The 22,727-nt window shown below is 72.1% G+C and carries 22 protein-coding genes; 10 read left to right on the top strand and 12 right to left on the bottom strand.

Annotation, left to right across the window (positions count from 1 at the left end; translation table 11 throughout):
- Positions 1-461 precede the first annotated feature (461 nt).
- On the top strand, positions 462-1,352 hold the full coding sequence (locus ABT354_RS21560; RefSeq protein WP_502983463.1) for a S1 family peptidase: 891 nt from the start codon (positions 462-464) through the stop codon (positions 1,350-1,352).
- Between the two features lie 140 nt (positions 1,353-1,492).
- Here ABT354_RS21560 and ABT354_RS21555 read toward each other — a convergent pair whose 3' ends face one another.
- The 3 genes from ABT354_RS21555 to ABT354_RS21545 all read right to left on the bottom strand — a co-directional run bounded on the left by ABT354_RS21555 (position 1,493) and on the right by ABT354_RS21545 (position 3,511).
- Entirely contained in the window at positions 1,493-2,266 is a 774-nt protein-coding gene (locus ABT354_RS21555) for an alpha/beta fold hydrolase (RefSeq protein WP_351496164.1), read from the bottom strand.
- Between the two features lie 46 nt (positions 2,267-2,312).
- A complete protein-coding gene (locus ABT354_RS21550; protein WP_351496162.1) occupies positions 2,313-2,645 on the bottom strand; it encodes a MazG-like family protein in 333 nt (110 codons plus the stop codon).
- Positions 2,646-2,734: 89 nt separating this feature from the next.
- Positions 2,735-3,511: an SDR family oxidoreductase gene (locus tag ABT354_RS21545; RefSeq protein ID WP_351496160.1), complete on the bottom strand. Its 777-nt coding sequence runs from the start codon at positions 3,509-3,511 to the stop codon at positions 2,735-2,737.
- A gap of 169 nt (positions 3,512-3,680) precedes the next feature.
- Between ABT354_RS21545 and ABT354_RS21540 the strand changes: the two genes are divergently transcribed.
- Positions 3,681-5,051: a Bcr/CflA family multidrug efflux MFS transporter gene (locus tag ABT354_RS21540; protein WP_502983462.1), complete on the top strand. Its 1,371-nt coding sequence runs from the start codon at positions 3,681-3,683 to the stop codon at positions 5,049-5,051.
- Between the two features lie 60 nt (positions 5,052-5,111).
- Positions 5,112-6,140, top strand: a complete 1,029-nt coding sequence (locus ABT354_RS21535) for a small ribosomal subunit Rsm22 family protein (RefSeq protein ID WP_502983469.1) — start codon at positions 5,112-5,114, stop codon at positions 6,138-6,140.
- Between the two features lie 83 nt (positions 6,141-6,223).
- Here ABT354_RS21535 and ddaH read toward each other — a convergent pair whose 3' ends face one another.
- The gene (gene ddaH, locus ABT354_RS21530; RefSeq protein WP_351496153.1) at positions 6,224-7,048 is read right to left on the bottom strand and encodes a dimethylargininase; all 825 of its coding nucleotides are present in this window, start codon (positions 7,046-7,048) and stop codon (positions 6,224-6,226) included.
- A 197-nt stretch (positions 7,049-7,245) separates the two neighbouring features.
- Here ddaH and ABT354_RS21525 point away from each other — a divergent pair, with 197 nt between their 5' ends.
- Both ABT354_RS21525 and ABT354_RS21520 read left to right on the top strand, forming a co-directional pair.
- Entirely contained in the window at positions 7,246-7,857 is a 612-nt protein-coding gene (locus ABT354_RS21525) for a TetR/AcrR family transcriptional regulator (RefSeq protein ID WP_351496151.1), read from the top strand.
- Between the two features lie 162 nt (positions 7,858-8,019).
- Entirely contained in the window at positions 8,020-8,859 is an 840-nt protein-coding gene (locus ABT354_RS21520; RefSeq protein WP_351496149.1) for a bifunctional DNA primase/polymerase, read from the top strand.
- A gap of 19 nt (positions 8,860-8,878) precedes the next feature.
- Here the strand turns inward: ABT354_RS21520 and ABT354_RS21515 are convergent, their stop codons facing one another.
- The 4 genes from ABT354_RS21515 to ABT354_RS21500 form a co-directional block, all read right to left on the bottom strand.
- Entirely contained in the window at positions 8,879-9,724 is an 846-nt protein-coding gene (locus tag ABT354_RS21515; protein ID WP_351496147.1) for an FTR1 family protein, read from the bottom strand.
- 222 nt (positions 9,725-9,946) lie between these two features.
- Complete coding sequence (locus ABT354_RS21510; protein ID WP_351496144.1) at positions 9,947-10,789, bottom strand: heme ABC transporter ATP-binding protein; 843 nt, start codon at positions 10,787-10,789, stop codon at positions 9,947-9,949.
- Entirely contained in the window at positions 10,786-11,955 is a 1,170-nt protein-coding gene (locus ABT354_RS21505; protein ID WP_502983468.1) for a FecCD family ABC transporter permease, read from the bottom strand. Before ABT354_RS21505 ends, ABT354_RS21510 begins: the two co-directional genes overlap by 4 nt.
- 26 nt (positions 11,956-11,981) lie before the next feature.
- Positions 11,982-13,034, bottom strand: coding sequence for a heme/hemin ABC transporter substrate-binding protein (locus ABT354_RS21500; protein WP_502983467.1), 1,053 nt, complete (start codon positions 13,032-13,034; stop codon positions 11,982-11,984).
- Positions 13,035-13,348: 314 nt separating this feature from the next.
- Here ABT354_RS21500 and ABT354_RS21495 point away from each other — a divergent pair, with 314 nt between their 5' ends.
- The 3 genes from ABT354_RS21495 (at position 13,349) to ABT354_RS21485 (ending at position 17,489) form a co-directional block, all read left to right on the top strand.
- Positions 13,349-14,779, top strand: coding sequence for an HtaA domain-containing protein (locus ABT354_RS21495; RefSeq protein ID WP_351496138.1), 1,431 nt, complete (start codon positions 13,349-13,351; stop codon positions 14,777-14,779).
- 20 nt (positions 14,780-14,799) lie between these two features.
- Positions 14,800-16,497 carry an HtaA domain-containing protein gene (locus ABT354_RS21490; protein WP_351496136.1) on the top strand — a complete coding sequence of 566 codons (1,698 nt, stop codon included), beginning with the start codon at positions 14,800-14,802 and terminating at the stop codon, positions 16,495-16,497.
- A gap of 236 nt (positions 16,498-16,733) precedes the next feature.
- Positions 16,734-17,489 carry a PhzF family phenazine biosynthesis protein gene (locus ABT354_RS21485; protein ID WP_351496134.1) on the top strand — a complete coding sequence of 252 codons (756 nt, stop codon included), beginning with the start codon at positions 16,734-16,736 and terminating at the stop codon, positions 17,487-17,489.
- Positions 17,490-17,525: 36 nt separating this feature from the next.
- Here ABT354_RS21485 and ABT354_RS21480 read toward each other — a convergent pair whose 3' ends face one another.
- Both ABT354_RS21480 and map read right to left on the bottom strand, forming a co-directional pair.
- Positions 17,526-18,194 carry a biliverdin-producing heme oxygenase gene (locus tag ABT354_RS21480; RefSeq protein ID WP_351496132.1) on the bottom strand — a complete coding sequence of 223 codons (669 nt, stop codon included), beginning with the start codon at positions 18,192-18,194 and terminating at the stop codon, positions 17,526-17,528.
- Between the two features lie 257 nt (positions 18,195-18,451).
- Positions 18,452-19,309 (bottom strand): type I methionyl aminopeptidase, encoded by an 858-nt coding sequence (gene map / locus ABT354_RS21475; RefSeq protein ID WP_351496130.1) that lies wholly within the window; start codon positions 19,307-19,309, stop codon positions 18,452-18,454.
- A 59-nt stretch (positions 19,310-19,368) separates the two neighbouring features.
- On the opposite strand from map, the gene ABT354_RS21470 reads away from it, so the two are divergent.
- Positions 19,369-19,614 (top strand): hypothetical protein, encoded by a 246-nt coding sequence (locus ABT354_RS21470; RefSeq protein WP_351496128.1) that lies wholly within the window; start codon positions 19,369-19,371, stop codon positions 19,612-19,614.
- A 61-nt stretch (positions 19,615-19,675) separates the two neighbouring features.
- Here ABT354_RS21470 and ABT354_RS21465 read toward each other — a convergent pair whose 3' ends face one another.
- On the bottom strand, positions 19,676-21,037 hold the full coding sequence (locus tag ABT354_RS21465) for an MFS transporter (RefSeq protein WP_351496126.1): 1,362 nt from the start codon (positions 21,035-21,037) through the stop codon (positions 19,676-19,678).
- Between the two features lie 127 nt (positions 21,038-21,164).
- Entirely contained in the window at positions 21,165-21,770 is a 606-nt protein-coding gene (locus tag ABT354_RS21460) for a hypothetical protein (protein ID WP_351496124.1), read from the bottom strand.
- Positions 21,771-21,928: 158 nt separating this feature from the next.
- Between ABT354_RS21460 and npdG the strand changes: the two genes are divergently transcribed.
- A complete protein-coding gene (gene npdG / locus ABT354_RS21455; protein WP_351496122.1) occupies positions 21,929-22,666 on the top strand; it encodes an NADPH-dependent F420 reductase in 738 nt (245 codons plus the stop codon).
- The last annotated feature ends 61 nt before the right edge of the window (positions 22,667-22,727 follow it).

Below are 22,727 nucleotides of genomic sequence, written 5' to 3'. Positions count from 1 at the left end.
CGGAAAGCCACTTTGCGCCCCGTGAACATTCCGTGCCTCACTGTCACTGCCCCGTGTCATATGACGGACTGTCAAGTACGCGTCGATCAGCCAACCCGACGCGGATGGGCTGCTCGGGGGCACTGAAGGATCTTCACATCGGTGTGGCCGATGTAGACCCCATCGACTGGTGGCGGAATCCGGAGGGTGATCGTCAGGATCGTTCGGGACGATCTATGCATATAGCACCGAGTTGCTTCGCGCGCGGATTCGAACAAGAGCCACTTCACGCCATGGCACCCCCTTGCCCATGAGGACGCGCGTAGTGCGTCCTAAAGCCGCGCTGTACCGGTGGGGTGCGGCGGTTGAGGATCGCAACCACGTCGATTGACAGGCCCATGACTGCCGCATTGTCCATGGGGTTGTCCGACGCGTATCCGAAGGTCCGGCCACCGAACGGACCTCAGATCCTCGGAGGATTTGTGAACATCAAGAGGCTCTCCGCCACCAAGTCGGCTCGCATGTTCGCCGTCGCCGCCAGCTTGGTCACCGTCTCCGCGCTCGCCGCTCCCACCGCGGTGGCCGCCGAGTCGGTTGCGAAGCCCACCACGGCGCAGCTCTCGAAGACCAACAGCGCCGTCCTCGACGCCAATATCGGTGGTACCTCCTGGTACACCGACGCCAAGTCGGGCAAGGTCGTCGTCACCGCCGACACCACGGTCTCGGCCGCCGAGATCGCCAAGATCAAGAAGCAGGCCGGCGCCAACGCCGGGAACCTGCAGATCAAGCGGGTCGACGCCAAGATCAACAAGATGATCGCCGGCGGCGAGGCCATCTACACGGCCGGTGCCCGATGCTCCCTGGGCTTCAACACCGTGCGTGGCGGTGTCTACTACGCCCTGACCGCCGGTCACTGCACCAACCTCGGTGCCAGCTGGACGTGGAGCGGTGGTGGCGGCACCCGTGCCGCGTCGGTCTTCCCGACCTACGACCACGGTGTCATCCAGCACAGCAACGCCGCCCAGGCGGACGGCCGGGTGTACCTCTACAACGGCACGTACCGTGACATCGTCAACGCCGCCAACCCGTCCGTCGGACAGCGCATCGAGCGCAGCGGCAGCACCACCGGGTACCGCACCGGTGTGGTCCAGGCGCTGAACGTCACGGTCAACTACGGTGGCGGCCAGGTCGTCTACGGCCTGATCCAGACCACCGCCTGTGCCCAGCCCGGTGACAGCGGTGGCCCGCTCTTCGCCGGCAACACCGCGCTGGGTCTGCTCTCCGGTGGTGCCGGTAACTGCACCAGCGGTGGCTTCACCGTCCACGAGCCGGTCACCCGGCCGCTGAGCGGCTACGGTCTGACCATCATCTGACGCTGAACCGACCCGCAGGGTCATAGCGGCATGGGTGCAGGTGGCCCCCGTCCTCCGGGACGGGGGCCATCCGCCGTCCGTATTCCGCCGGGCCGGGGCCGGGCCGCGCCGAGTCCGAGTCCTGGTCCGGGGCCGAGGGCTCAGACGGAGTGGCTCCGTATCGTTTCGGCGATCAGGTCGGGGACCCGGAGCGGGGCGAGATGGTCCACCCCCGGCATCCGAACGGTGCGGCAGCCGGGCACGCTCTCGGCGATCCGCTCATTGCACTCGACCATGGTGGGGCGGTCCACCTCGCCGATCATGACGACGGCGGGGACGGTGATCTCGCCGAGACGGTCGAAGACCGGCGGGTCCTCGCCCTCGTACTCGGCCTCGGTGATCCAGGCGTTGGCCGCAGAGCGCATCTGCTCCCGGGCCTCGGTGTCCTGCCCGGAACGGGCCCACTCGCGCAGTCCGAAGGCGGTCAGGCCCTGGACGTCCACCCGGTCCACCAGCTGTTCGTACTCCTCGTCCACCTCGGGCTCGTCGGGCCAGGGGTAGCCGCCCACGCCGGGGGTGACGAGCACCAGCGAACCGACCCGCTCCGGTGCCGTGACCGCCAGGGCCAGCGAGGCGGCGCCGCCCATGCTGCATCCGACCAGAGGGACCCGGCCGAGTCCGAAGTGGTCCAGGACGGTGACAAGATCCGTGAGGAGGGTGTACGAGGTGGTGGGCGCGGGGGAGCGGCCATAGCCCCGTACGTCGTAGCGGATGACGCGGTGATCCGGTGTGAGCCGCTCCACCACCCGGTCCCAGATCCGTGAGTCGCCGACGCCGGGGTGGAGCAGGACCAGAGGGGTGCCGTCGCCGCCGGTGTCCTCGGCCCAGATCTCGTCGCCGCCGGCTACGGGGATCAAGTGGTGCGTGATGTGCATGGAGGCAGCTTGAGGCCCGGAAGGAGGCAGGGCAAGGGGATGTGGATCACACCAGCGCGGCGCGCTCGGCGACGACCTCCACCCGGTCCCGGAGGACGCCCGCCGCGTCGGGGGTGAGGGAGCGGAGGGCGACCATCGCCGTGAGGATCACATCGCACAGCTCGGACTCCACATCGGACCACGCGTGGGTGCGGCCCTTGCGGGGATTCTGTCCGGTGGCGCCGACGACCGCTGCGGCCACCTCGCCTATCTCCTCGGACAGCTTGAGCACGCGCAGCAGGATCTCCTCCTCGCGCGGGCGGGTGGAGTGGGCGTCGAGCCAGGTGTGGAGGCGGTCCACGGTGTCCCAGATGGGGTCGAGATCGGCGTGCTGATCCATGCGGGCCAGAGTGCCACGGCCCACGGGCCCCGAGGCAAGGGGTCGGCGCGGGAACCACTCGAACTGGTGATCCCCGCACCTCTGCGCGCTTAGCCCCGTCCGATGTAGGGCATGCTCGTGGCCATGATGGTCACGAACTGGATGTTCGCCTCCAGCGGCAGCTCGGCCATGTGCAGTACGGTCCGGGCGACGTCGGCCACGTCCATCACCGGCTCGACGACGACGGTCCCGTTCGCCTGCTCCACCCCCGCCTCCATACGCCGGGTCATATCCGTGGCCGCGTTGCCGATGTCGATCTGACCGCAGGCGATCCCGTACGCGCGCCCGTCCAGCGACAAGGACTTCGTCAGCCCGGTGACGGCGTGCTTGGTCGCTGTATAGGGAGCCGAGTGCGGGCGCGGGGCATGGGCCGAGACGGAGCCGTTGTTGATGATCCGTCCGCCCTGCGGTGACTGATCCCGCATCGCGCGGAACGCGGCCTGGGCGCAGAAGAACGCCCCGGTGAGATTGGTGTCGACCACCGCGCGCCACTGCTCGGGGGTCAGATCCTCGAAGGGGACACCGCGTGGAGCGGAGACGCCCGCGTTGTTGAAAAGGAGGTCCACGCGGCCGAAGTGGTCGCGGGTGGTGGTGAAGAGACGGGTCACCTCGTCCGGCGAGGTCACATCCGTGGGTACGGGGAGGACGGCGGCGTCCGGCGCGGTCTCCACCGCGAGGTTCGCGGTCCCGGCCAGGGGCTCGGGTCGGCGGCCGGCGGCCACCACGGACCAGCCCGCCCGAGCCAGGGTGACGGCGACGCTCCTGCCGACACCGGAGCCGGCGCCGGTCACGACGGCGACCTTGGGGGAAGCGTTCACAGAGTCCATGGAGCGGCAGCGTAGACCCTTAGCAGGACAGGACTGTCGGTAGGACAGGCAGGACAGGACCGTCAGCAGGACAGGGGTGCGCGGGCGGGTTCGGAGTGGGGAAAATCCCGTTCGGGTCGGATGGATGAGCTGAGAAGATAGGAAAGGATTCAACGATATGGAGAGCTGAATGGACGGCGGCGGAGACGGTCGGACGGCCGAAGCAGACATACGCGTGGGGCGCTCACCCGGAGGAGCACCCCACGCCGACACCACCGGATCCGGTGCCGGGCGGACCCGCACCGCCGCAGCCCCGGCACAGGGAAGCCCGCAGATCACCGCCGCCCGCCGGGCCGGGCTGCTGGTCACCCTGGTCCTCGGTGGACTCACCGCGATGCCGCCGCTGTCCATGGACATGTACCTCCCGGCACTGCCCGCCGTGACCGAGGCCCTGTCCGCCCCGGCCGCCACGGTCCAGCTCACCCTCACCGCCTGCCTCGCCGGAATGGCGCTGGGACAGCTGGTCGTCGGCCCGATGAGTGACAAGTGGGGCCGCCGTCGGCCCCTGCTCGTGGGGATGGTCGTCTATATCGTCGCCACCGCCGTCTGCGCCTTCGCCCCCTCCGCCGGGCTGCTCATCGGCTTCCGGCTGGTGCAGGGGCTGGCGGGAGCGGCCGGGATCGTGATCGCCCGTGCCGTGGTCCGTGATCTGTACGAGGGCGAGGAGATGGCACGGTTCTTCTCCACGCTGATGCTGATTTCCGGCGTCGCGCCGGTCATCGCGCCCGTCATCGGGGCGCAGGTGCTCCGGTTCACCGACTGGCGGGGCATCTTCGCCGTGCTCACCCTCGTCGGGGTGCTGCTCACCCTCGTGGTGGTCAAGTGGCTGCCGGAGACCCTGCCCCCGGAGCGGCGGCAGGACGGCGGGGTCGGCACTGCCCTGCGGACCATGCGCGGGCTGCTCGCGGACCGGGTCTTCAGCGGTTACGTCCTGATCGGCGGCTTCGCCTTCGCCGCGCTGTTCGCCTACATCTCGGCGTCGCCGTTCGTGGTGCAGGAGATCTACGGCGGGTCCGCCCAGACCTTCAGCCTGCTCTTCGCGATCAACTCCATCGGGCTGATCGCGGTGGGCCAGCTCAACGGCCGGGTGCTGGTGGGACGGGTGGACCTGGACACGGTCCTGGCGGCGGGGCTGGCCGTGCTCACCCTGGCGGCGGTGGCGCTGGTGGTGATGACCACGGGCGTCCTCGGGGATCCGGGGCTCTTCGGGGTCAGTGCCGGACTCTTCGTCCTCATGGCGGCCATGGGTGTGGTGATGCCCAACATCACCGCGCGGGCGTTGAGCCGGACCCCGCACGCGGCGGGCTCCGCGTCGGCGCTCATCGGCACGTCGTCGTTCCTCACCGGTGCCCTGGCCTCACCGCTGGTCGGGATCGCGGGGGAGGGGACCGCCGTGCCCATGGCCGTGGTCCAGCTGGTCTGCGCGCTGCTCGCGGTGGGATGTCTGCTGGTGCTCTGCCGTCCATGGCGGCGGTCCTCGGCAGAGGTGGGTACGACCTAGAATCGGCCGGTGTCTTCCACCCACCCCGCCGCCGAATCGCTGCGCGCCGCCCTTGCCGGAATGCTCGATGGGCTGCCCCCCACACGGGCGGCCCAAGCAGTAGAACGACTGATCGCGAACTATCGGGGAACGACCCCGACGGACGCCCCGATTCTCCGGGACCGTTCCGATGTCGCGGCCTACGCCGCGTACCGGATGCCCGCGACCTTCGAGGCGGTACGGGCCGCACTGGCGGCGCTGCGGGATGCCGCGCCCGAGTGGGACCCGGCCACCCATACCGATATCGGTGGCGGAACGGGTGCGGCGACCTGGGCGGTGGCCGATGCGTGGGAGGACGTTCAGCAGGGCGGGCCCCGGACCACCGTGCTGGACTGGGCCGCGCCCGCGCTGGAGCTGGGGCGGGAGCTGGCCGCCGCCTCCGGAATTCCCGCGCTCAAGGCGGCCCGGTGGGAGCGCTCCCGTATCAGTGGGGCGCTCCGGATCGAGAGCAGTGATCTCGTCACGGTGTCGTATGTGCTCAAGGAGCTGAGCGAGGCCGACCGTGCCGCCGTGGTGAACGAGGCCGCGCGGGCCGGCCAGGCGGTGGTGATCGTGGAGCCCGGTACTCCCGATGGTTATGAGCGGATCATCGAGGCGCGTGAGCGGTTGATCGCGGCCGGGATGACCGTGGCCGCGCCCTGTCCGCACAGTGGCGGCTGTCCGATCGTCCCCGGTTCCGACTGGTGTCATTTCTCGGCCCGGGTCAGCCGTTCCTCTTTGCACCGGCAGGTGAAGGGGGGCTCGCTGGCGTACGAGGACGAGAAATTCAGCTATGTCGCCGCCACCCGTTTCCCGGTCCGCCCGGCACCCGCCCGGGTCACCCGCAAGCCGCAGATCCGCAAGGGGCTGGTGCTGCTGGACCTCTGCTCGGAGGACGGGACCCTGGGCCGTGCCACCGTGACCAAGCGGCAGGGCGCGCTGTACAAGGAGGCCCGGGACGCGGAGTGGGGGGACGCCTGGCCCCCGTACACGGAGGACGACTCCGACCCCACCCCGCCCGCCGACCCCACTCTGCCCGCCGACCCCACCCTGCCCACCGACCCGGTCTGACCCCGGCAGAATCCGAACTCAGCGGGATCCGCTCGGGTCAGGGGTCAGGGGTCAGGATTCAGGGGGTCAGGCCCGAAAGGCCATCAGGGGCGCAGCTCCTGGGTGCAGCACTTCACGCTCCCGCCCCCCTTCAGCAGCTCGCCAAGATCCATGCCGATCGGCTCGTACCCCCGGTCCCGCAGGGGTTCGTACAGACCCAGGGCCGCCTGGGGCAGCAGCACATGGCGGCCGTCGCTCACCGCGTTCAGGCCGAACGCCGCCGCGTCCGCCTCCTGGGCGATCAGGGCGTCCGGGAAGAGCCGGGCGAGGACCGCCCGGCTGCCGGGGGAGAAGGCGCCCGGGTGGTACATGATCTCGTCCGCCCGGTCGTCCAGGACACAGAGCGCGGTGTCGAGGTGGTAGTAGCGGGGGTCCACCAGATCGAGGCCGATCACCGGGCGGCCGAAGAACTCCTGGGCCTCCCCGTGGGAGAGCGGACTGGAGCGGAAGCCCCGCCCGGCCAGGACCCAGGAGGCGGTGACGGCGAAGTCGCCCTCACCCTCGTTGATGTGGAGGGGTTCATGGACCGTGGCCCAGCCGTGGGAGCGGAACCACTCCCGGTGGGCCACTGCCTCTCCCTCCCGTTCCCGGTGGGCGAAGCGGGCGAGCAGGACCCGGCCGTCGACCACGGTCGCGCCATTGGCGGCGAAGACCATGTCCGGCAGTTCGGGACGGGGGACGAGCAGCTCGACACGGTGGCCGAGCGAGCGGTAACGGTCCCGCAGATCCTCCCACTGGGTGGTGGCCAGGGGCAGGTCGACGGGTTTCGCCGGGTCCATCCATGGGTTGATGGAGTACGTCACTCTGAAATGCGCGGGTGGGCACATCAGATAGCGACGCGGCGAGGCCTCACGAAGCGATGAGCGCAAGGAACAGCTCCCCTCACCTACGATGCGACAGCTGCGACAGCGGCACGCGGTCCGCGTGCGTGGGAGCCATGGTGAGGCCCCGGTGACCGTCGGCCAACACGCTGTACGGACCCGAAAGTGAAACGGTTCACCACACCGCTGTCGCCTCGGCAAATCGAGACGATACGTATCGGATCCGGCATTGCTAGATTGATGACGTGAACGACACCAGGCCCCCCGGCGCCCCCGACACGCGCCGTCGCAGCGAGCGCTCCCGCCGAGCCATCTATGACGCGGCCCTCGCGCTGGTCACCGAGACCGGTTACAGCCGCACCACGATCGAGGGCATCGCCGCCCGCGCGGGCGTCGGCAAGCAGACGATCTACCGCTGGTGGCCCTCGAAGGCGGCCGTGCTGCTGGAGGCCTTCCTCGATCTGGCCGGCCAGGCGCCCGACGGTGACTACGCCTTCCCCGACACCGGGGATCTGGCCGCCGATCTCCGGCTGGTGCTGCGCGCCACCGTGGACGAGATCCATAACCCCGTGTACGAGGCACCCATCCGTGCGCTGGCCGCCGAGGGGATCATCGACGCCGAGGTCGGCACCCAGTTCGTGCAGCGGCTGCTGGAGCCGCAGCTGCGCCTCTTCACGGAGCGGCTCCGGACCGCCGAGGAGGCCGGTTCCCTCAGGCCGGGGCTGGATCTGCGGACCGCCGTCGAACTGTTCGTCGGCCCGCTCACCCATCGCTGGCTGCTGCGGACCCTGCCGCTCACCCATGCGTACACGGACCGCCTTGTCGACTACGCCCTGTACGGCCTGACCCCTCGCTGATCCCCCGCGACCGAACCGGCCGGGCGGTCCATCCTGAAGATCCATACAGTGCCCGGGAACACCGACGCCGCCCCCCGGTTGGGAAGGGTGGCCACCCGGAGCGCAGGATGGTGGGACGATGGTAGAGACCACGTGGGGCGAGCGTGAGCTGTGAGGGGATAGATGGGCGACGGCAAAGACCGGTACAGCGGCGGTACGGAGGACGGAGCCACCTGGGAGATGCGGCTCCCGCGATGGCTGCGCAGGCGCTCCCGGGAGACCGCCGCCGACGAGGCGTCCCGTCGCGAAGAGATGCTGCTCGCCGTCGCCGGGGCGGGCATGCCGCTGGCGCCCGCCGCCTACCCGGTCGCGTACCGGTGCTCCTGTGAGCGGATCGGCTGTCCGATCCCGGCCCGGCACCCGGTCTCCTTCGCCTGGCAGACGCAGTCCACCACCGACCGGGCCCAGGTGCTGCGCTGGTCGCAGGGCCAGCCGCAGGCGAACTTCATCACCGCGACCGGCATGGTCCACGATGTGCTGGACGTTCCGCTGGACGCGGGCCGTGAGGCGCTGGAGCGGCTGCTGGAGCAGGGCATCGACGTCGGCCCGGTCGCCGAGTCCTCCGGGGAGGGCGACGAGGGCCGGGCCCTCTTCTTCACCGCGACCCGGGGCACCCCCGAGGACGAGGACGAGTGGTGGCCCTGTGAGCTGGACTGCCGCCCCGAGACCATGGACGAGCACCCGGGGCTGCGCTGGCACTGCCGGGGCAGCTATGTCCTGGTGCCGCCCGCCCGGCTCCCCGGGGACCACGCCGTCCACTGGGTACGCGGCCCCGAGCATCCGCTGCCCGATCCGCTGACCCTGCTGGCCGCGCTGACGGATGCGTGCGCACGGTACGCGGGCGAGGCGGAGGCGTACGACGAGTACGCCGGGGAGGGTGACGAGGACGCGGACGGAGCGGAGGGTTCCCCCTACGCCGGGAACGGTGCGCCGGGGGCGGCATGGCCGATGGGGCGCCGCTGAGTACGGCCGTCCGTCCGGTTCATCCGGATCGCTGATCCCCGGTACGTCCGGTGACGGTCCAGGCGCCGGCGCCGGCGATGGTGACGAGGGCCAGCAGCGGTCCGGCCGACCATACGGCGCACTGGAGCGCGGTGGGTTCCACCGGCAGTGCCAGCGCGCCGGTGATCAGGACCCCGTACCAGGAGTCCGGCGGCAGGACGGTGCCGAGGTCGAACACGGCGGTGGCGGGACCACCGCCGAGGAGGCCCGCCGTCCGGAGGTCGCCGACGCCCTGGGCCGTGGCCCCGGCGGCCACCACCGCGAGCAGCGCGCCGGTCGCCCGGTGGAGGGTGGCGCCCGTCAGTCGTGACCAGGCCCGGTGGAGGAGGAGCCCGAGCCCGATGGCCGAGGCCGACCCGAGCAGCAGCAGCGGCAGGGGCAGCCAGGAGCCGGCCGGGTCGGCGCCGGAGCGTACCGTCGCCCAGAAGTAGAGCCCGGTGTCGAGCCCCTGCCGGCCGGTGGCGAGCAGTCCCGCCGTGCCCAGCAGCCAGATGGCCGGTGCCGGGCCGGGTTCCCCGCGGTACGGGGCGCCGCCCGGCGGCCGTGCGGTACGGATGATCCGGTACGCGGCCGTGAGCAGCAGCCCCCCGGCGGCGGTGGAGAGCAGGCCGGAGAGGGTGAGCCGGGCCTCGGGGGTCGGGCCCGCCGCCGCGAACTCCAGTGGCAGTGCGGCGGTGACCGACAGGACGACGGCGAGGACCGCGCCGAGCAGCAGCGGATGGAGCGCGTCCCGCCGTCCGGCGCCGAGGAGATGGCAGGCGATCAGGGTGAGGGCGACCACGGCGGTGAGGCCGTGGCCCAGCCCGAAGAGATAGTTGTCGAACACCCCTGAACACCCCGCCCTGTTCGCCCCCGTCGGCCCTGCGGCCCCACAACCCCCGCAGGTCCCCCGATGATCAGATCATGGGGGCGCGCCCGGGGCCATGGGATTCCCGGCGGGCCCGGCACCATGAGCCACGGACCCGGGCCCCATGAGCCTCGGATCCGGGCCCGGCGTCAGGAGTCACGGACCCGGGCCCCGGCGCCAGGAGCCTCGGGAGCGGTGGCGTCAGGAGTCGCGGCGCGGGAGCACCACCGGGTCGCCGGAGCGCGGATGGGGGAAGACCTCCACCGGCTGTCGGTAGACCCGGGTCAGCAGTTCGTCGCGGAGTACCTCGGCCGGCGGGCCGTCGGCGGCGATCCGGCCCTCGTGGAGGACGGCGACCCGGTCCGCGTGGGCGGCGGCGAGGCTCAGATCGTGCAGGACGACGACGACCGCGTCCCCCGCCGATGCGCGGTCGCGGCAGACGCGCAGGACGAGTTCCTGGTGGCGCAGGTCGAGTGCGGCGGTCGGCTCGTCGAGGAGCAGCAGCGAGGTGCGCTGGGCCAGCACCCGGGCGAGGGCGACCCGGGCGCGTTCGCCCCCGGAGAGCGCCGAGAAGGGGCGGCCGGTGAACTCGCTGGTCTCGGTCGCCGCCAGGGCCTCGGCCACCGCGTGGTCGTCGTCGTCCTCGCGGTCGGTCCCGGCCCAGGGCGCGCGTCCCATCCGTACCACCTCCTCCACCGGGAAGGGGAAGGAGACCACGGCGGTCTGCGGCAGGACCGAGCGGCGCAGGGCGAGTTCGGCCGTGGTCCACTCGGTGGCCGGGCGGCCCGCGATCCGTATCGTGCCCCGGTCGGCGGGGAGATCGCCGGCGAGCGCGCCGAAGAGGGTGGACTTCCCGGCGCCGTTGGGGCCGACCAGGGCGAGGATCTCGCCCGCGCGGGCGTCGAGGTCGATCCCGGTGAGCACCTCGCGGCCGCCCCGGCTGACCCGTACCCCGGTGGCGCGGGCGAGGACCGCGCCGGGTTCGGGCGTCGCGGGAACGGTCCGACCACGGGCCCGGAAGAGGTTACGGACGATCGTGCTCATGCCCAACCACCTTGCTTGCGACGGGTCCTGCGGAGCAGCCAGAAGAAGAACGGGCTGCCGATGAGCGCGGTGAGCACGCCGAGGGGCAGCTCGGCGGGTTCCGCGATGGTACGGGCGAGCAGATCGCCCGCCGCGAGGACCAGCGCGCCGCCCAGCGCGGAGCCGGGGACGAGGAAGCGGTGGCCGGGCCCGTTCGCCAGCCGCAGCAGATGCGGAACGAGCAGTCCCACGAAGGTGATGACACCCGCGACGGCGACCGCCGCCGCCGTGAGCAGCGCCACGACCAGGATGAGGGCCATCCGCATCCGTTCGACATCCACCCCGAGGTGGCGGGCGGGGCGCTCGCCGAGGGAGAGGAGATCGAGCTTGCGGGCGTAGAAGGGGGCGACGAGCAGCCCGATCGCGGTGCACGGCAGCACGGCCAGCACCTTGGGCCAGGTGGCTTGGGAGAGCGAGCCCAGCTGCCAGAAGGTGATCTGGGTGATCTGCGCGTTGTCGGCGAAGAAGATGAAGAGGCCGATGAGCGCGCCGCCGAAGGCGTTGACGGCGATCCCGGTGAGGATCAGGGTGACGATCTCGCTGCGGCCGTCGGAGCGGGAGAGGGTGTAGACCAGGGTGACGGTGATCAGGCCGGAGATGAAGGCGCAGATCGTCACGGTCCAGTTGCCGAAGAAGCTCAGTCCGAGCGCGATGCAGGCGACGGCTCCGACGGCGGCTCCGGCGGAGATGCCGATGATGCCGGGCTCGGCGAGCGGATTGCCGAAGACGCCCTGCATCAGGGCTCCGGCGCAGCCGAGGGAGGCGCCGATGAGCAGGGCGAGGACGACCCGGGGCAGCCGGACGTTCCACAGGACGCTCTCGCCGACCCGGTCCAGGGGGGTGCCGCCCAGTCCGAGCCGGTGCTGGGCGGAGGCGAGGACATCGCCGATCGGGATGTCGTACGCGCCGTAGCCGGCGGAGACCAGGGCGACGGCGAAGAGCGCGGCGAGGAGTCCGGCGGTCAGCAGATAGCCGGTGGAGCGCCGGGCGCGCGGCACCGGCTCCGCGCGGCCCTTCCCGGAGGGGAGGCGCTCCTTCCCGGAGGGGTCGGGCCCGGTACCGGAATCGGCCGCCGGGCTCGCCTCGGTGAGCTCCACCGGTGGTACGGGGGAGGGGGTACGGGACATCTGGGGGTCCGCTTCGATCGTCATGGTCAGCGCCCGTCCGCGTACAACTGGTCCACCAGGGACTTCAGTACCTCATCGGTACGGGGGCCGTAGTTCAGCAGGACGCCGTCCGGGATGGAGACCACCCGGCGGTCCATGCCCGCCGGGGTCTGGGCCACTCCGGGGATCTTGACCAGGCCGTCCACTCCGCCGACGGAGTCCAGCCCCTTGGACATCACCAGGATGGCGTCGGGCGCCGCCTTGGCCAGGGCCTCGCTGGTGATCGCGGTGAAGTCCTTGGTCAGCCCGGACTCCTTGCCCGCGTCGGCGGCGCCCGCCGCCTCCAGGAGGGAGGCGGCGCCGGAGTCGGCCCCGCCGAGGAGATAGACGGAGGCGGTGCCCCGCAGATACAGGAAGGCGACCCGGGGCCGCTTGCCCTCGGCGGGCTCGGGGATGTCCTTCTGGACGGCCGCGATCCGCTCCTGGGTGCGCTGCTTCAGCTCCTTGCCGGAGGCGGGTACGCCGAGCGCGCGGGCGACCGTGTCGATCCGGGGGCCGACATCGGAGAGGCCCTTCGCGGTCTTCACCACGATCAGCGGAATGCCGGCATCGCGGATCTGCTGAATGGATTCGCCGGGGCCGGACACCGTCTCCGCGAGGACGAGGGTCGGCCTCAGCGAGAGGACGCTCTCGGCGGAGACATCGTGGCCCCGGGTGACCACGGGGAGTTTCTCCGCCTGTTCGAAGGTGGCGGTGACATCGCGGGCGACGACCCGGTCGCCGAGGCCCAGGGTGAAGACGATCTCGCTGAGCGAGCCGGTGAGCGGAACGATCCGCTCGGTGGAGGTGACGGTCACTTTCCGGCCGTCCGCGGAGGGCACGGTGACGGGGAGTTCGGGGGTGGGCTTCGTGGTCAGTGGCTCCACCCGGTCGGTGGCGGCGGTGCCGGAGCCGCCCTTCCCGCCGGGGGAGGGGGTGGAGTCCCCGCCGCAGCCGCTCGCCGTCAGGGCGACGGCGAACGCGGTCAGCACCGCGCCCGCCAGGCGGAGTCCGCGCCGGGTCGTCCGCGCCGAGCGTGTCGGGCCCTGAGAAAGCACCAGAAGTACCGTCCTGTCCGTTCCGTCGCCCGCCGGGTGGGGGAGGGCGCTGGGGGGCGTTCCCCCGTACCGAGCCATGTCGAGCCGCCCCGCCCCGGGCCGCTCCGGTCACCGTCGCGGGCCGTTCCGGGTGCCGCTCATCTCCCCGCTCCGGGCCGCTTCCTGGCGGAATCGGTGCGGGATCCGTCGCGGAACCGACGTCCGGGGCGGAACCGGAACGCATGGGGCTACCGGCACAGGCTGGACATAGCTTAGGTTAGCCTTACCTCGCTTTGCCAGACGTCGTACCCCGTCGTACCCCTCGGAAGGGACCCTTCATGCTGCCGTTCAGACCGGCCCGCGCCGTGGTCGCCGCCCTGTTCGCGGCCCTGCTCGCGGCGTTCGTGCTCCCGGCCGCGACCGCGGTCGCGGACGACCGGACGGTCCAGGGCGGCAGACTCGACTGGGGTCTCAAATCGTCGTTCCAGAAGTACGTCACGGGGCCCATCGCCAAGGGCAACTACCGTCTGACCGGAGGCTCGGCGACGGTCGGTCAGAGCCTCTTCCGCTTCCACTCGGCGCAGGGCTCGTACAACGCCGGGACCGGTGCCTTCGAGGCGGGCTTCAGCGGCGGTGTCCACTTCACCGGCCACCGCAAGCCCGACGGCAGCCATGAGATGGACCTCACCCTGAACCGGCCGACCGTCCGGATCGCCGGCGGCCGGGGCACCCTCCATGTCGACATGGTGAGCAAGGAGCGGGGCACCGGGAAGATCACCCGGTCCACCCAGGTCGCCTTCGCCGCGCTCAACCTCTCCGGTATCGACATGCGCGGCGGCACCACCCCCATCGCCCTCACCAACGTCCCCACCACGCTCACCGCGCAGGGCGCCACCGCCTTCGCCGGCTTCTACGAGGCGGGCACCCCGCTCGACCCGATCAGCCTGAGCGTCGATGTGGCGGCGGGCGCCCCGCGGGGCGAGGACCCGAAGCCCGAGAAGAAGCGCGAGTCCGCCGCTCCGGAGAAGAAGAAGGAGAGCGCGAAGGCCGCGGCCGTCCATGACGCCGCCGTCGACTGGGGTGTGCGCCGCACCTTCCGCGAGTACGTCACCGGCTCCATCGCCCAGGGCGAGTGGACCCTCACCGGCGGGGCCCAGGACGGCGGCGCGCTCTTCCGCTTCCCCAGCGGCAAGGGCAGCTACGACGCCGGGAAGAAGACGCTGGACGCCTCGTTCGCCGGAGCCGTGCGCTTCACCGGTGAGCACCTCGACCTCACCCTCGGCAAGGTCACCGCCCAGGTGCGGGACGGCAAGGGCACGCTGAGCGCCGATGTCACCAGCGCGGGCCGCACCCAGCGGGCCGTCCCCCTGGTCACCTTCGCCGCCGCCGACCTCACGCCCAAGGACGGGCTGGTCGCCCTGACCGAGGCCCCGGCCACCCTCACCGCGCCCGGCGCCAAGGCCTTCGGCTCGATGTACAAGGCGGGCACCGCCATGGACCCGATCTCGCTCGCCGTCGCGGTGGAGAAGAAGGCCCAGCTGCCCGCCCTGCCCGACCTCGGCAGTGACGCGGCGGCCACCCCCGCGCCCACCGCCTCGGCCACCCAGGACGCGGCGGGGAAGACCGCCACCGACACCACCGAGAACGTGGCGTCCACCTCCAAGACCTCCACCACGTGGGTGTATGTCGCCGTCGGCGCGGTGCTGCTCGCCGCCGCCCTGGCCACCGCCCTCCTCGTCGTACGCCGTCGTCGTACGACCCAGAACTGATCAACCCAAGGAGTACCCCCATGTCCGCCCCCGTCTCACGCCGTCCGCTCACCCTCATCGCGGCCGTGGCCACCGCCACCGCCCTCGGGGCCGGCGCCCTCTCGCTGCCCGCCTTCGCCTCCGGGACCACCTCCGGGACCACCTCCGGGACCGCTTCCGGGACCGTCTCCGGGGCCGAGGGCACCACCGGCCGGGCCGCCGCCGCGCCCTCCATCGCCCTGAAGGACGGCACCCTGGAGTGGGGCTTCAAGCAGTCCTTCCGGGACTATGTCGGCGCCCAGGGCATCACCGTCAAGGGCGGGGTCAAGCAGGCGGCGGGGAACGGCGCGTTCACCTTCACCGGTGGCAAGGGCGCGTACGACATGGCCACCCATGGCACCCGTACCGCCTTCCCCGGCTCCGTCACCTTCACCACCAGCCGCTTCTCCATCGTGCTCGCCGATGTGCAGGTGATCACGGCGAAGGAGAAGGGGACCATCCAGGCGGATGTCACCGTGGACGGCAAGAAGCGGAACGACATCGCCGTGGCCGCGCTCGATCTGACCGGCAAGTCCCGGCCGGAGCAGGGCCAGGGCGGGGCGATGGTCTTCCGTACCGTCCCGGCGGCGATGACCGCGTCGGGCGCCGCGGCCTTCCGCTACCCGGCGGGCGAGGCGCTGGACCCGGTGACCCTCTCGGTGAAGGCCGACGCCTCTGGGCGGCCGGACCCCAAGCCCACCGCGACCGGCCAGCCGAAGCCGACCAAGAAGCCCGAGCCCACCAAGAAGCCGGAGCCGACGAAGAAGCCCACGGAGAGCCCCAAGCCGCCGGCCAAGACCTCCGGGAAGATCGTCGACGGCAATCTCGACTGGGGTGTCATCGAGCGCTTCCGCAAGTACGTCACCGGCAAGATAGCCAAGGGCAAGGTCGAGCTGGCGGGCGGCGCGAAGAAGTCCGGCGACATCTACCGCTTCCCCAAGGGCAAGGGCAGCTTCGACGCCAAGAAGCAGAAGCTCAACGCCTCCTTCGACGGCAGTGTCCGCTTCCTGGGGCACAAGACCCCCGCCGGGAAGTGGCTGCTCGACCTCAAGCTGAGCGGGTTCGAGGTCCGTGTCGACGGCACCAAGGGCACGCTCGTCACCGATGTCACCTCCAAGAGCCGCTCCACCGGGAAGGTCTCCACCCGCAAGGACGTCGCCTTCGCCACGGTGAAGGTCCCCTCCGGCGGCCTCAAGGCGAAGAACTCGGTGGTCAAGGTCACGGGTGCGGAGACCCGGCTGACCAAGGCGGGCAACGCGGCCTTCGAGAACATGTACACCGTGGGCGACAAGCTGGACAAGCTCACCTTCGCGGTCTCGCTGGACAAGAAGGCGGCGCTGCCGCCGCGGAGCACCGGTGGTGCCACCGGCGGTGACGGGGGCACCGGTTCGACCGGTTCGACCGGCTCCACCGGGGCCTTCACCTCCGGCGGGACGACCGGGGGCGGTACCTCCACCACCGGCGGGGGCACCGTCGGCGGCGGTACGGTCGGCGGCGGCACCGGCGGTACGACGGGCGGCTCCGTGGGCGGGGCGGCCGACAGCGGCGTCGCGGCGACCGGCGGATCGGTCGGCGGCGCGCTGGCCGCCACCGGCTCGGAGCTGCCGACCGGCGTGCTGATCGGCGCGTCGGCGGCGGTGATCGCGGCCGGTGCCGGAGTGGTCCTCGTCATGCGGCGCCGGGGCACCTCGGAGGCCTGATCCGACGGCAGGCCACCGGGCCCGGCCCCGAACCCCGCTCCTCAAACTCCCCCAGACTCCGTCCGGGGGGACCCCCATGGGGCTGATTGTGGTCCGGCCCGGGGCCCGTGCCCGGTGGTCCGGAAGGCCGTGCCCGCGCTCCCCGCGCGGGTACGGCCTTCCCCCGTTTGCGGACGGACCGCACGTCAGAGGGGTCCAGGTGCTTCAATGCCCCCGTGAACCAAGGCGATGCCCCCGTGAACCGACGCGATCCGCGCCAGGCCCTCGATGTCCTCCATGTCTTCTGCGACGCCGAAGGGCGGCACGGCAACGCCCTCGGGGTCGTCCGGGACCCCAGGGCCTGCCCCGATGAGGCCTCCCGGCAGGCGTTCGCCGCCGAACTCGGCTTCAGCGAGACCCTCTTCGTGGACGACCCCGAACGCGGCACGGTGGACATCTACACCCCCGGGCTGCGCCTCCCCTTCGCCGGACATCCGCTGGTCGGCGCGGCGTGGCTGCTCGACCTGGAGGAGCTGAACCCCCCGGCGGGCACCGTCTGGGCGCGTGGCGACGGCGAGTTCACCTGGATCACCGCGCGGGCCGAGTGGGCCCCGCCGCGCACACTGGAGCGGTTCCCCGACCCGGCCGCCGTGGACGCGCTGCCGGCCCCGCCGCCCGGCGAGGGCTGGCTCTACGCCTGGGCCTGGGAGGACGAGGCGGCGGGGCGGGTCCGGGCCCGCGCCTTCCCCCGGCGGGACGACGGCATCGTGGAGGACGAGGCGACGGGCGCCGCCGCGCTGCTGCTGACGGAGCGGCTGGGGCGGGCCCTGAACATCACTCAGGGCCGGGGGTCGCAGATTCTGACGGCCCCCGGCCCCGATGGCACGGTGGAGATCGGCGGGCGGGTCAGGCTCGCCTCCCCGGCGCCCGTCCGGGCGCGCGGGATGCAGGGCCCGGCCCCGGTACCGGCGCGCAGGCTGACGGTGGCGGACGCGCTCAGGATGATGACCTGAGCGGACCCCGGCACCCGGCCCGCGCGGTACCGCGGCTCAGGCGGCGCTGAGCGGGAACTCCTCGGTCAGCGCGGCGAAGATCGCGCCATTGAAGTCGTACGCCCGGCGGCACTCGTCCACGATCCGCTGCCGCTCCAGATCGTCCGCGTTGACCGCGTCCAGCAGGGCGCGGTACTCACGGCGGAAGGCGGCGGGGTTGGTGATCTCGTCGAAGACGTAGAAGCGGACGCCGTCGCCCTTGCGGTCGAAGCCCCAGGTCTTCTCCGCCCGGTCGCGGACGACCTGGCCACCGGCGAGGTCGCCGAGGTAGCGGGTGTAGTGGTGGGCGACATATCCGGCGGTCCACTCCTGGGCGCACTCCCGGATCCGGTCGGCGTACGCCATGGTCTCCGGCAGCGGGACCAGGCCCTCGCGCCAGTGGTCGCCCAGCAGATGGGCCAGATCGCGCTCCAGCCCGGCGGTGCGGAAGAGCACGGGCTGGATGAAGGGCCCCGCCACCGGGTCGTCCTTCAGGGCGTCGGCGGTCTCCTCCAGGGCCTGGTAGACGAACCACAGCTGGGCGGTGTACCGGGCGAAGGCGGCGACATCGTGGCGCCCGCCGAGCAGGTCGCTCATGAAGGGCGACTCGTTCGCCTCGTCGTGCTTCTCGTGGGTCGCCACCCGGATCTGAGCGGAGAACGGGGTAGCTGCGGCGGTGGCGTCCAAGGCGGTGACCTCCAGGGCCAGGGGACGGACAGGTGTACGGCCATACGGGCGCGGCCGTACGGAAGGCGGCGTCGGCCATGGCCGTCACCGCCTCCGATCATCCTACTTAGGCTTACCTAAGTCAATGAGATGCCGACGCCCTGTCGGTAAATTCCCGACGCCCTGTCGGTAAAACCTCCCCGGTGGGACGGATCCTCCGCGCCCGCCCCGCCCCGGGAGCCCCGAGGGTCCGCGGGACCCGCAGGACCCGCGCGACCTCAGGGAAGGGTGAGGATCTCCGTCCCGGTCTCCGTCACCACCAGCGTGTGCTCGAACTGCGCGGTCCGCTTGCGGTCCTTGGTGACCACGGTCCAGCCGTCCTCCCACATGTCGTACTCATGGGTGCCCAGGGTCAGCATCGGCTCGATGGTGAAGGTCATCCCCGGCTGGATCACGGTGGTCGCGTGCGGTGAGTCGTAGTGCGGGACGATCAGTCCGGAGTGGAAGGACGTATTGATCCCGTGGCCGGTGAAGTCGCGGACCACGCCGTAGCCGAAGCGCTTGGCGTACGACTCGATCACCCGGCCGATGACATTGATCTGACGGCCCGGCCGGACCGCCTTGATGGCGCGGTTGAGGGACTCCCGGGTCCGCTCCACCAGCAGCCGGGACTCCTCGTCGACCTCCCCGCAGAGATAGGTGGCGTTGTTGTCCCCGTGCACCCCGCCGATGTACGCGGTGACATCCAGATTCACGATGTCGCCGTCGCGCAGGACGGTGGAGTCGGGGATGCCGTGACAGATGACCTCGTTCACCGAGGAGCACAGCGACTTCGGGAAGCCCCGGTAACCGAGGGTGGACGGGTACGCTCCGTGGTCGCACATGAACTCATGCGCCACCCGGTCGAGTTCGTCCGTGGTCACCCCCGGGGCGATGTGCCGGGCGGCCTCCTCCATCGCGCGGGCGGCGATACGGCCCGCGATCCGCATCCGCTCGATGGTGTCGGAGTCCTGCACCTCCGGCCCGGTGTACGGCGTCGGGGCGGGCCTGCCGACGTATTCGGGGCGCCGGATGGCGGCGGGGACGGAGCGTGCGGGGGACAGCGTCCCCGGGACGAGCAGTGACTGGCCAGACATGTCAGCGAGTCTATCCAGGGGGCGTGGGGCAGCATGGCTGATGAGGAAGGGAGGACCTGATGGCCCTGTTCACGAGGCGCGAGGCGGGCAAACCGGGCGAGTGGTACTACTGCCTGAAGCACGGGAGGGTGGAGGAGGGTCCGGAGTGCCGGGCCGCCGACCGGCTGGGGCCCTATGGGACCCGGGAGGAGGCGGCGCACGCCATGGAGACCGCGCGGGAGCGGAACGAGGAGTGGGACAACGACCCCCAGTGGAACGACTCCCCCCGCGGGGACTCGCCCCGGGGGCCGTCCGACGGGGGCTGAGCCCCTACCCGCCACCGGAAGGCCCCGGGCGCCGGTCCCGGTCCCCGTCCCGGCCCTGTCCTCAGCCCTGGCCCGGGACCTGGGGCCGGGGCCCGGCCGGGGCGTCGGCCTCGGCCTCGGCCTCGGTCTCGGCCTCGGCCTCGGCCTTCGCCAGGGTCGCCTCCTGCTGGGCGCGGCGCCGCAGCGCGTCCTCGTCCGTCTCGGAGTCGTACCGCACCAGCTTCGGCAGGGCGGCGGTCAGCAGCACCACACCCGCCACACACATCAGCCCGCCGCTCCAGATCGCCGCGCGGGTACCGGTCCACCCGGCCATCGCACCGGAGCGGACCTGGCCGAGCTGGGGGCCGACGCTGTACGAGAGCACCTCGATCCCCGCCAGCCTGCCCCGTAGCTCCTCGGGGATGGTCTGGTTCCAGATGGTCATCCGCCCCAGACCGCTGAGGGTGTCGCCGGCGCCCGCGACCGCGAGGGCGAGCAGTACCAGCCAGATGTTGTCGAAGAAGCCCGCCGCCGCCATGGCCAGGCCCCACACCCCCGCGCCGAAGACCACGAAGAGCCCGTGCCGCCGGACCCGGGAGGTCCAGCCGCTCATCACGCTCAGCAGCAGGGAGCCGACCGCGAGGGCCGTGTACATCAGCCCCATCGCCCATTCGGCGTCCAGGTCGTCGGCGAGGAAGGGGAAGATCGCCACCGGGAAGGCGAAGAACATCGCCACCAGGTCGATGGCGTACGTCCCCAGCAGCACCGGACGGGACCAGGCGTACCGGGCGCCCTCCACGATGCCGCGCAGCGACGGCTTCTCCGCCCCCTCGGCGGCGGGCGCGGGCGCCAGCCGCAGACACATCAGGGCGGAGGCGGCGAAGGTGACCAGGGTGATGCCGTACGCGGTGGCATGGCCGGACCACGCCACCACGATGCCCGCCGCCGCGGGCCCGGCTATGCCGCCGAACTGCCAGCGGAGGTTGTTGAGCGCGGCGGCGGCGGTGAGCTGGTCGTGCGGGACGATCCGGGCCATCAGCGAGTCCAGCGCCGGGCGCTGGAGCCCGGCCATCGCGGAGACCCCGGCCGCGACCACATAGAGCGGCCAGAGCATCGGATCCGGCAGCATCGCGTTGACCAGCAGGATCGTGGCGAGGACGGCCAGCCCCAGCTCGGTGTTGACGATCAGCTTCCGCCGGTCGGCGGAATCGGCGAGCGCTCCCCCGTACAGCCCGAAGACGATCAGCGGGATCAGCTCCACCGCGCCCATCGCGCCGACCGCGAGCGGGGAGCCGGTCAGATCCTTGATCTGGAGCGGTAGCGCGATCATCGCCATGAAGCTGCCGAAGTAGGCGATCAGTCCCTGGACCCAGAGCAGCCGGAAATCGGCGGAGGAGCGCCAGGGGGAGAGATCGGGCAGCAGGCCGGAGCGCTTCGATGTCACAACAGGCCATGGTGGGGGCGGGCGCCGACGCCGGGCAAACGATTTAGGTGGCGGATGCAGCGGAGTACCGCCGGAGTCCAGTGGCGTGCGGCCCGGGTCCGGCGGGGTTACGGGGCCGTGGGCGCGGCTACCAGCGCGCGGGCGGGGGCGAGGTGAGGTGGTCCACCACCCGGGAGAGCCGGTCCCGGAAGCGCCGCCGCCCCCGCGCCCCCGGCACGCTGTTCTCCCCCGCCGCCGCGCTCACCAGGTGCTGCACCATGTCGAGATCGACCTCGGGGCCGGGCGACTCCAGCGTCAGCGCCTCGTGCGCCAGCTCCGGCAGCGCCCGGTCCCGCCCGCCGAGGGCCAGCACCGTGGCGCCCGCCCGGCGGGCGTCGTGCACCCGTTCCAGCAGTCCGTCCTCCGGGCGGTCCGGGGCCACCACCAGCAGGGTCTCCCCCCGGCGCACCGCCTCCAGCCGGGACAGCCCGATCGCCAGATGGGCCGGGTCACCGGCCCGGGGACGGTGCCGCACCAGGGTGGGGGCCAGCTCCGGCTGGCCCGACCAGGCGGCCTCGTCCACCAGATGGGCGGCGAGATGCCAGGGCTCGTACGCGGCGGTCCCCACGAGCAGCAGCCCCCCGCCCTGGGGGACCACCGAGGAGCGCAGCGCCCCCGCGAATCTCCGGGTCGCCGCCGGCCACTCCGTACCCGCCAGAACCTCGCGCAGCAGCGCCACCCGTACGGCATCCATGGCCGCATCCTGCCTCCGGGGCGGTCCGTCCGGGGCCGCCCGCGCACCGGCTCACCCGTTCGTGGCAACGGACGTACGGGCAGCGCGCCCGGGGCGGCCGGAACCGTACCCCGGTGACCGGCGGTCCACCGCCCGTACCAGCGAGTAGGGTCGGCCCCATGACTTCCACTGACAACACGGCGACTTCCCCCGACAGCACCGCCGCACCGGCCGCCCCGGCCCCCGCCCGGGACCCGTGGGACCTGCCCGATGTCTCCGGTCTGGTCGTCGGCGTCCTCGGGGGCACCGGTGACCAGGGGCGCGGCCTCGCCTACCGGCTGGCCCGCGCCGGACAGAAGGTGATCATCGGCTCCCGGGCCGCCGAGCGCGCCGAGAGCGCCGCGGCGGAGCTGGGCCTCGGTGTCGAGGGCGCGGAGAACGCCGAGTGCGCCCGCCGCAGCGACATCGTCATCATCGCCGTGCCCTGGGACGGCCACGCCAGGACCCTGGAGGCGCTCCGCGCGGAGCTGGCCGGGAAGCTGGTGATCGACTGCGTCAACCCGCTCGGCTTCGACAAGAAGGGCGCCTACGCGCTCAAGCCGGCCGAGGGCAGCGCCGCCGAGCAGGCCGCCGCCCTGCTGCCGGAGTCCCGGGTCACGGCCGCCTTCCACCATCTGTCGGCGGTGCTCCTCCAGGACACCTCCATCGAGGAGATCGACACCGATGTGATGGTGCTGGGCGAGTCCCGCGCCGACACCGATCTCGTCCAGGCGCTGGCCGGCCGGATCCCCGGGATGCGCGGGGTCTTCGCCGGACGGCTGCGCAACGCCCACCAGGTCGAGTCGCTGGTGGCCAATCTGATCTCGGTGAACCGCCGCTACAAGGCCCACGCGGGGCTGCGCGTCACCGACGTCTGACCGGCCCCGCCCCGGCCGGGCCCGACGGGCCGATCGGTCCGATCCGGTGACCGGAGGGCGA

The organism is Streptomyces sp. NPDC000594 (assembly GCF_040299965.1).
Classification (GTDB): Bacteria; Actinomycetota; Actinomycetes; order Streptomycetales; family Streptomycetaceae; genus Streptomyces.
Note: the sequence above shows the minus strand (reverse complement) of the source record. Positions and strands in the feature narration are given on the sequence as shown.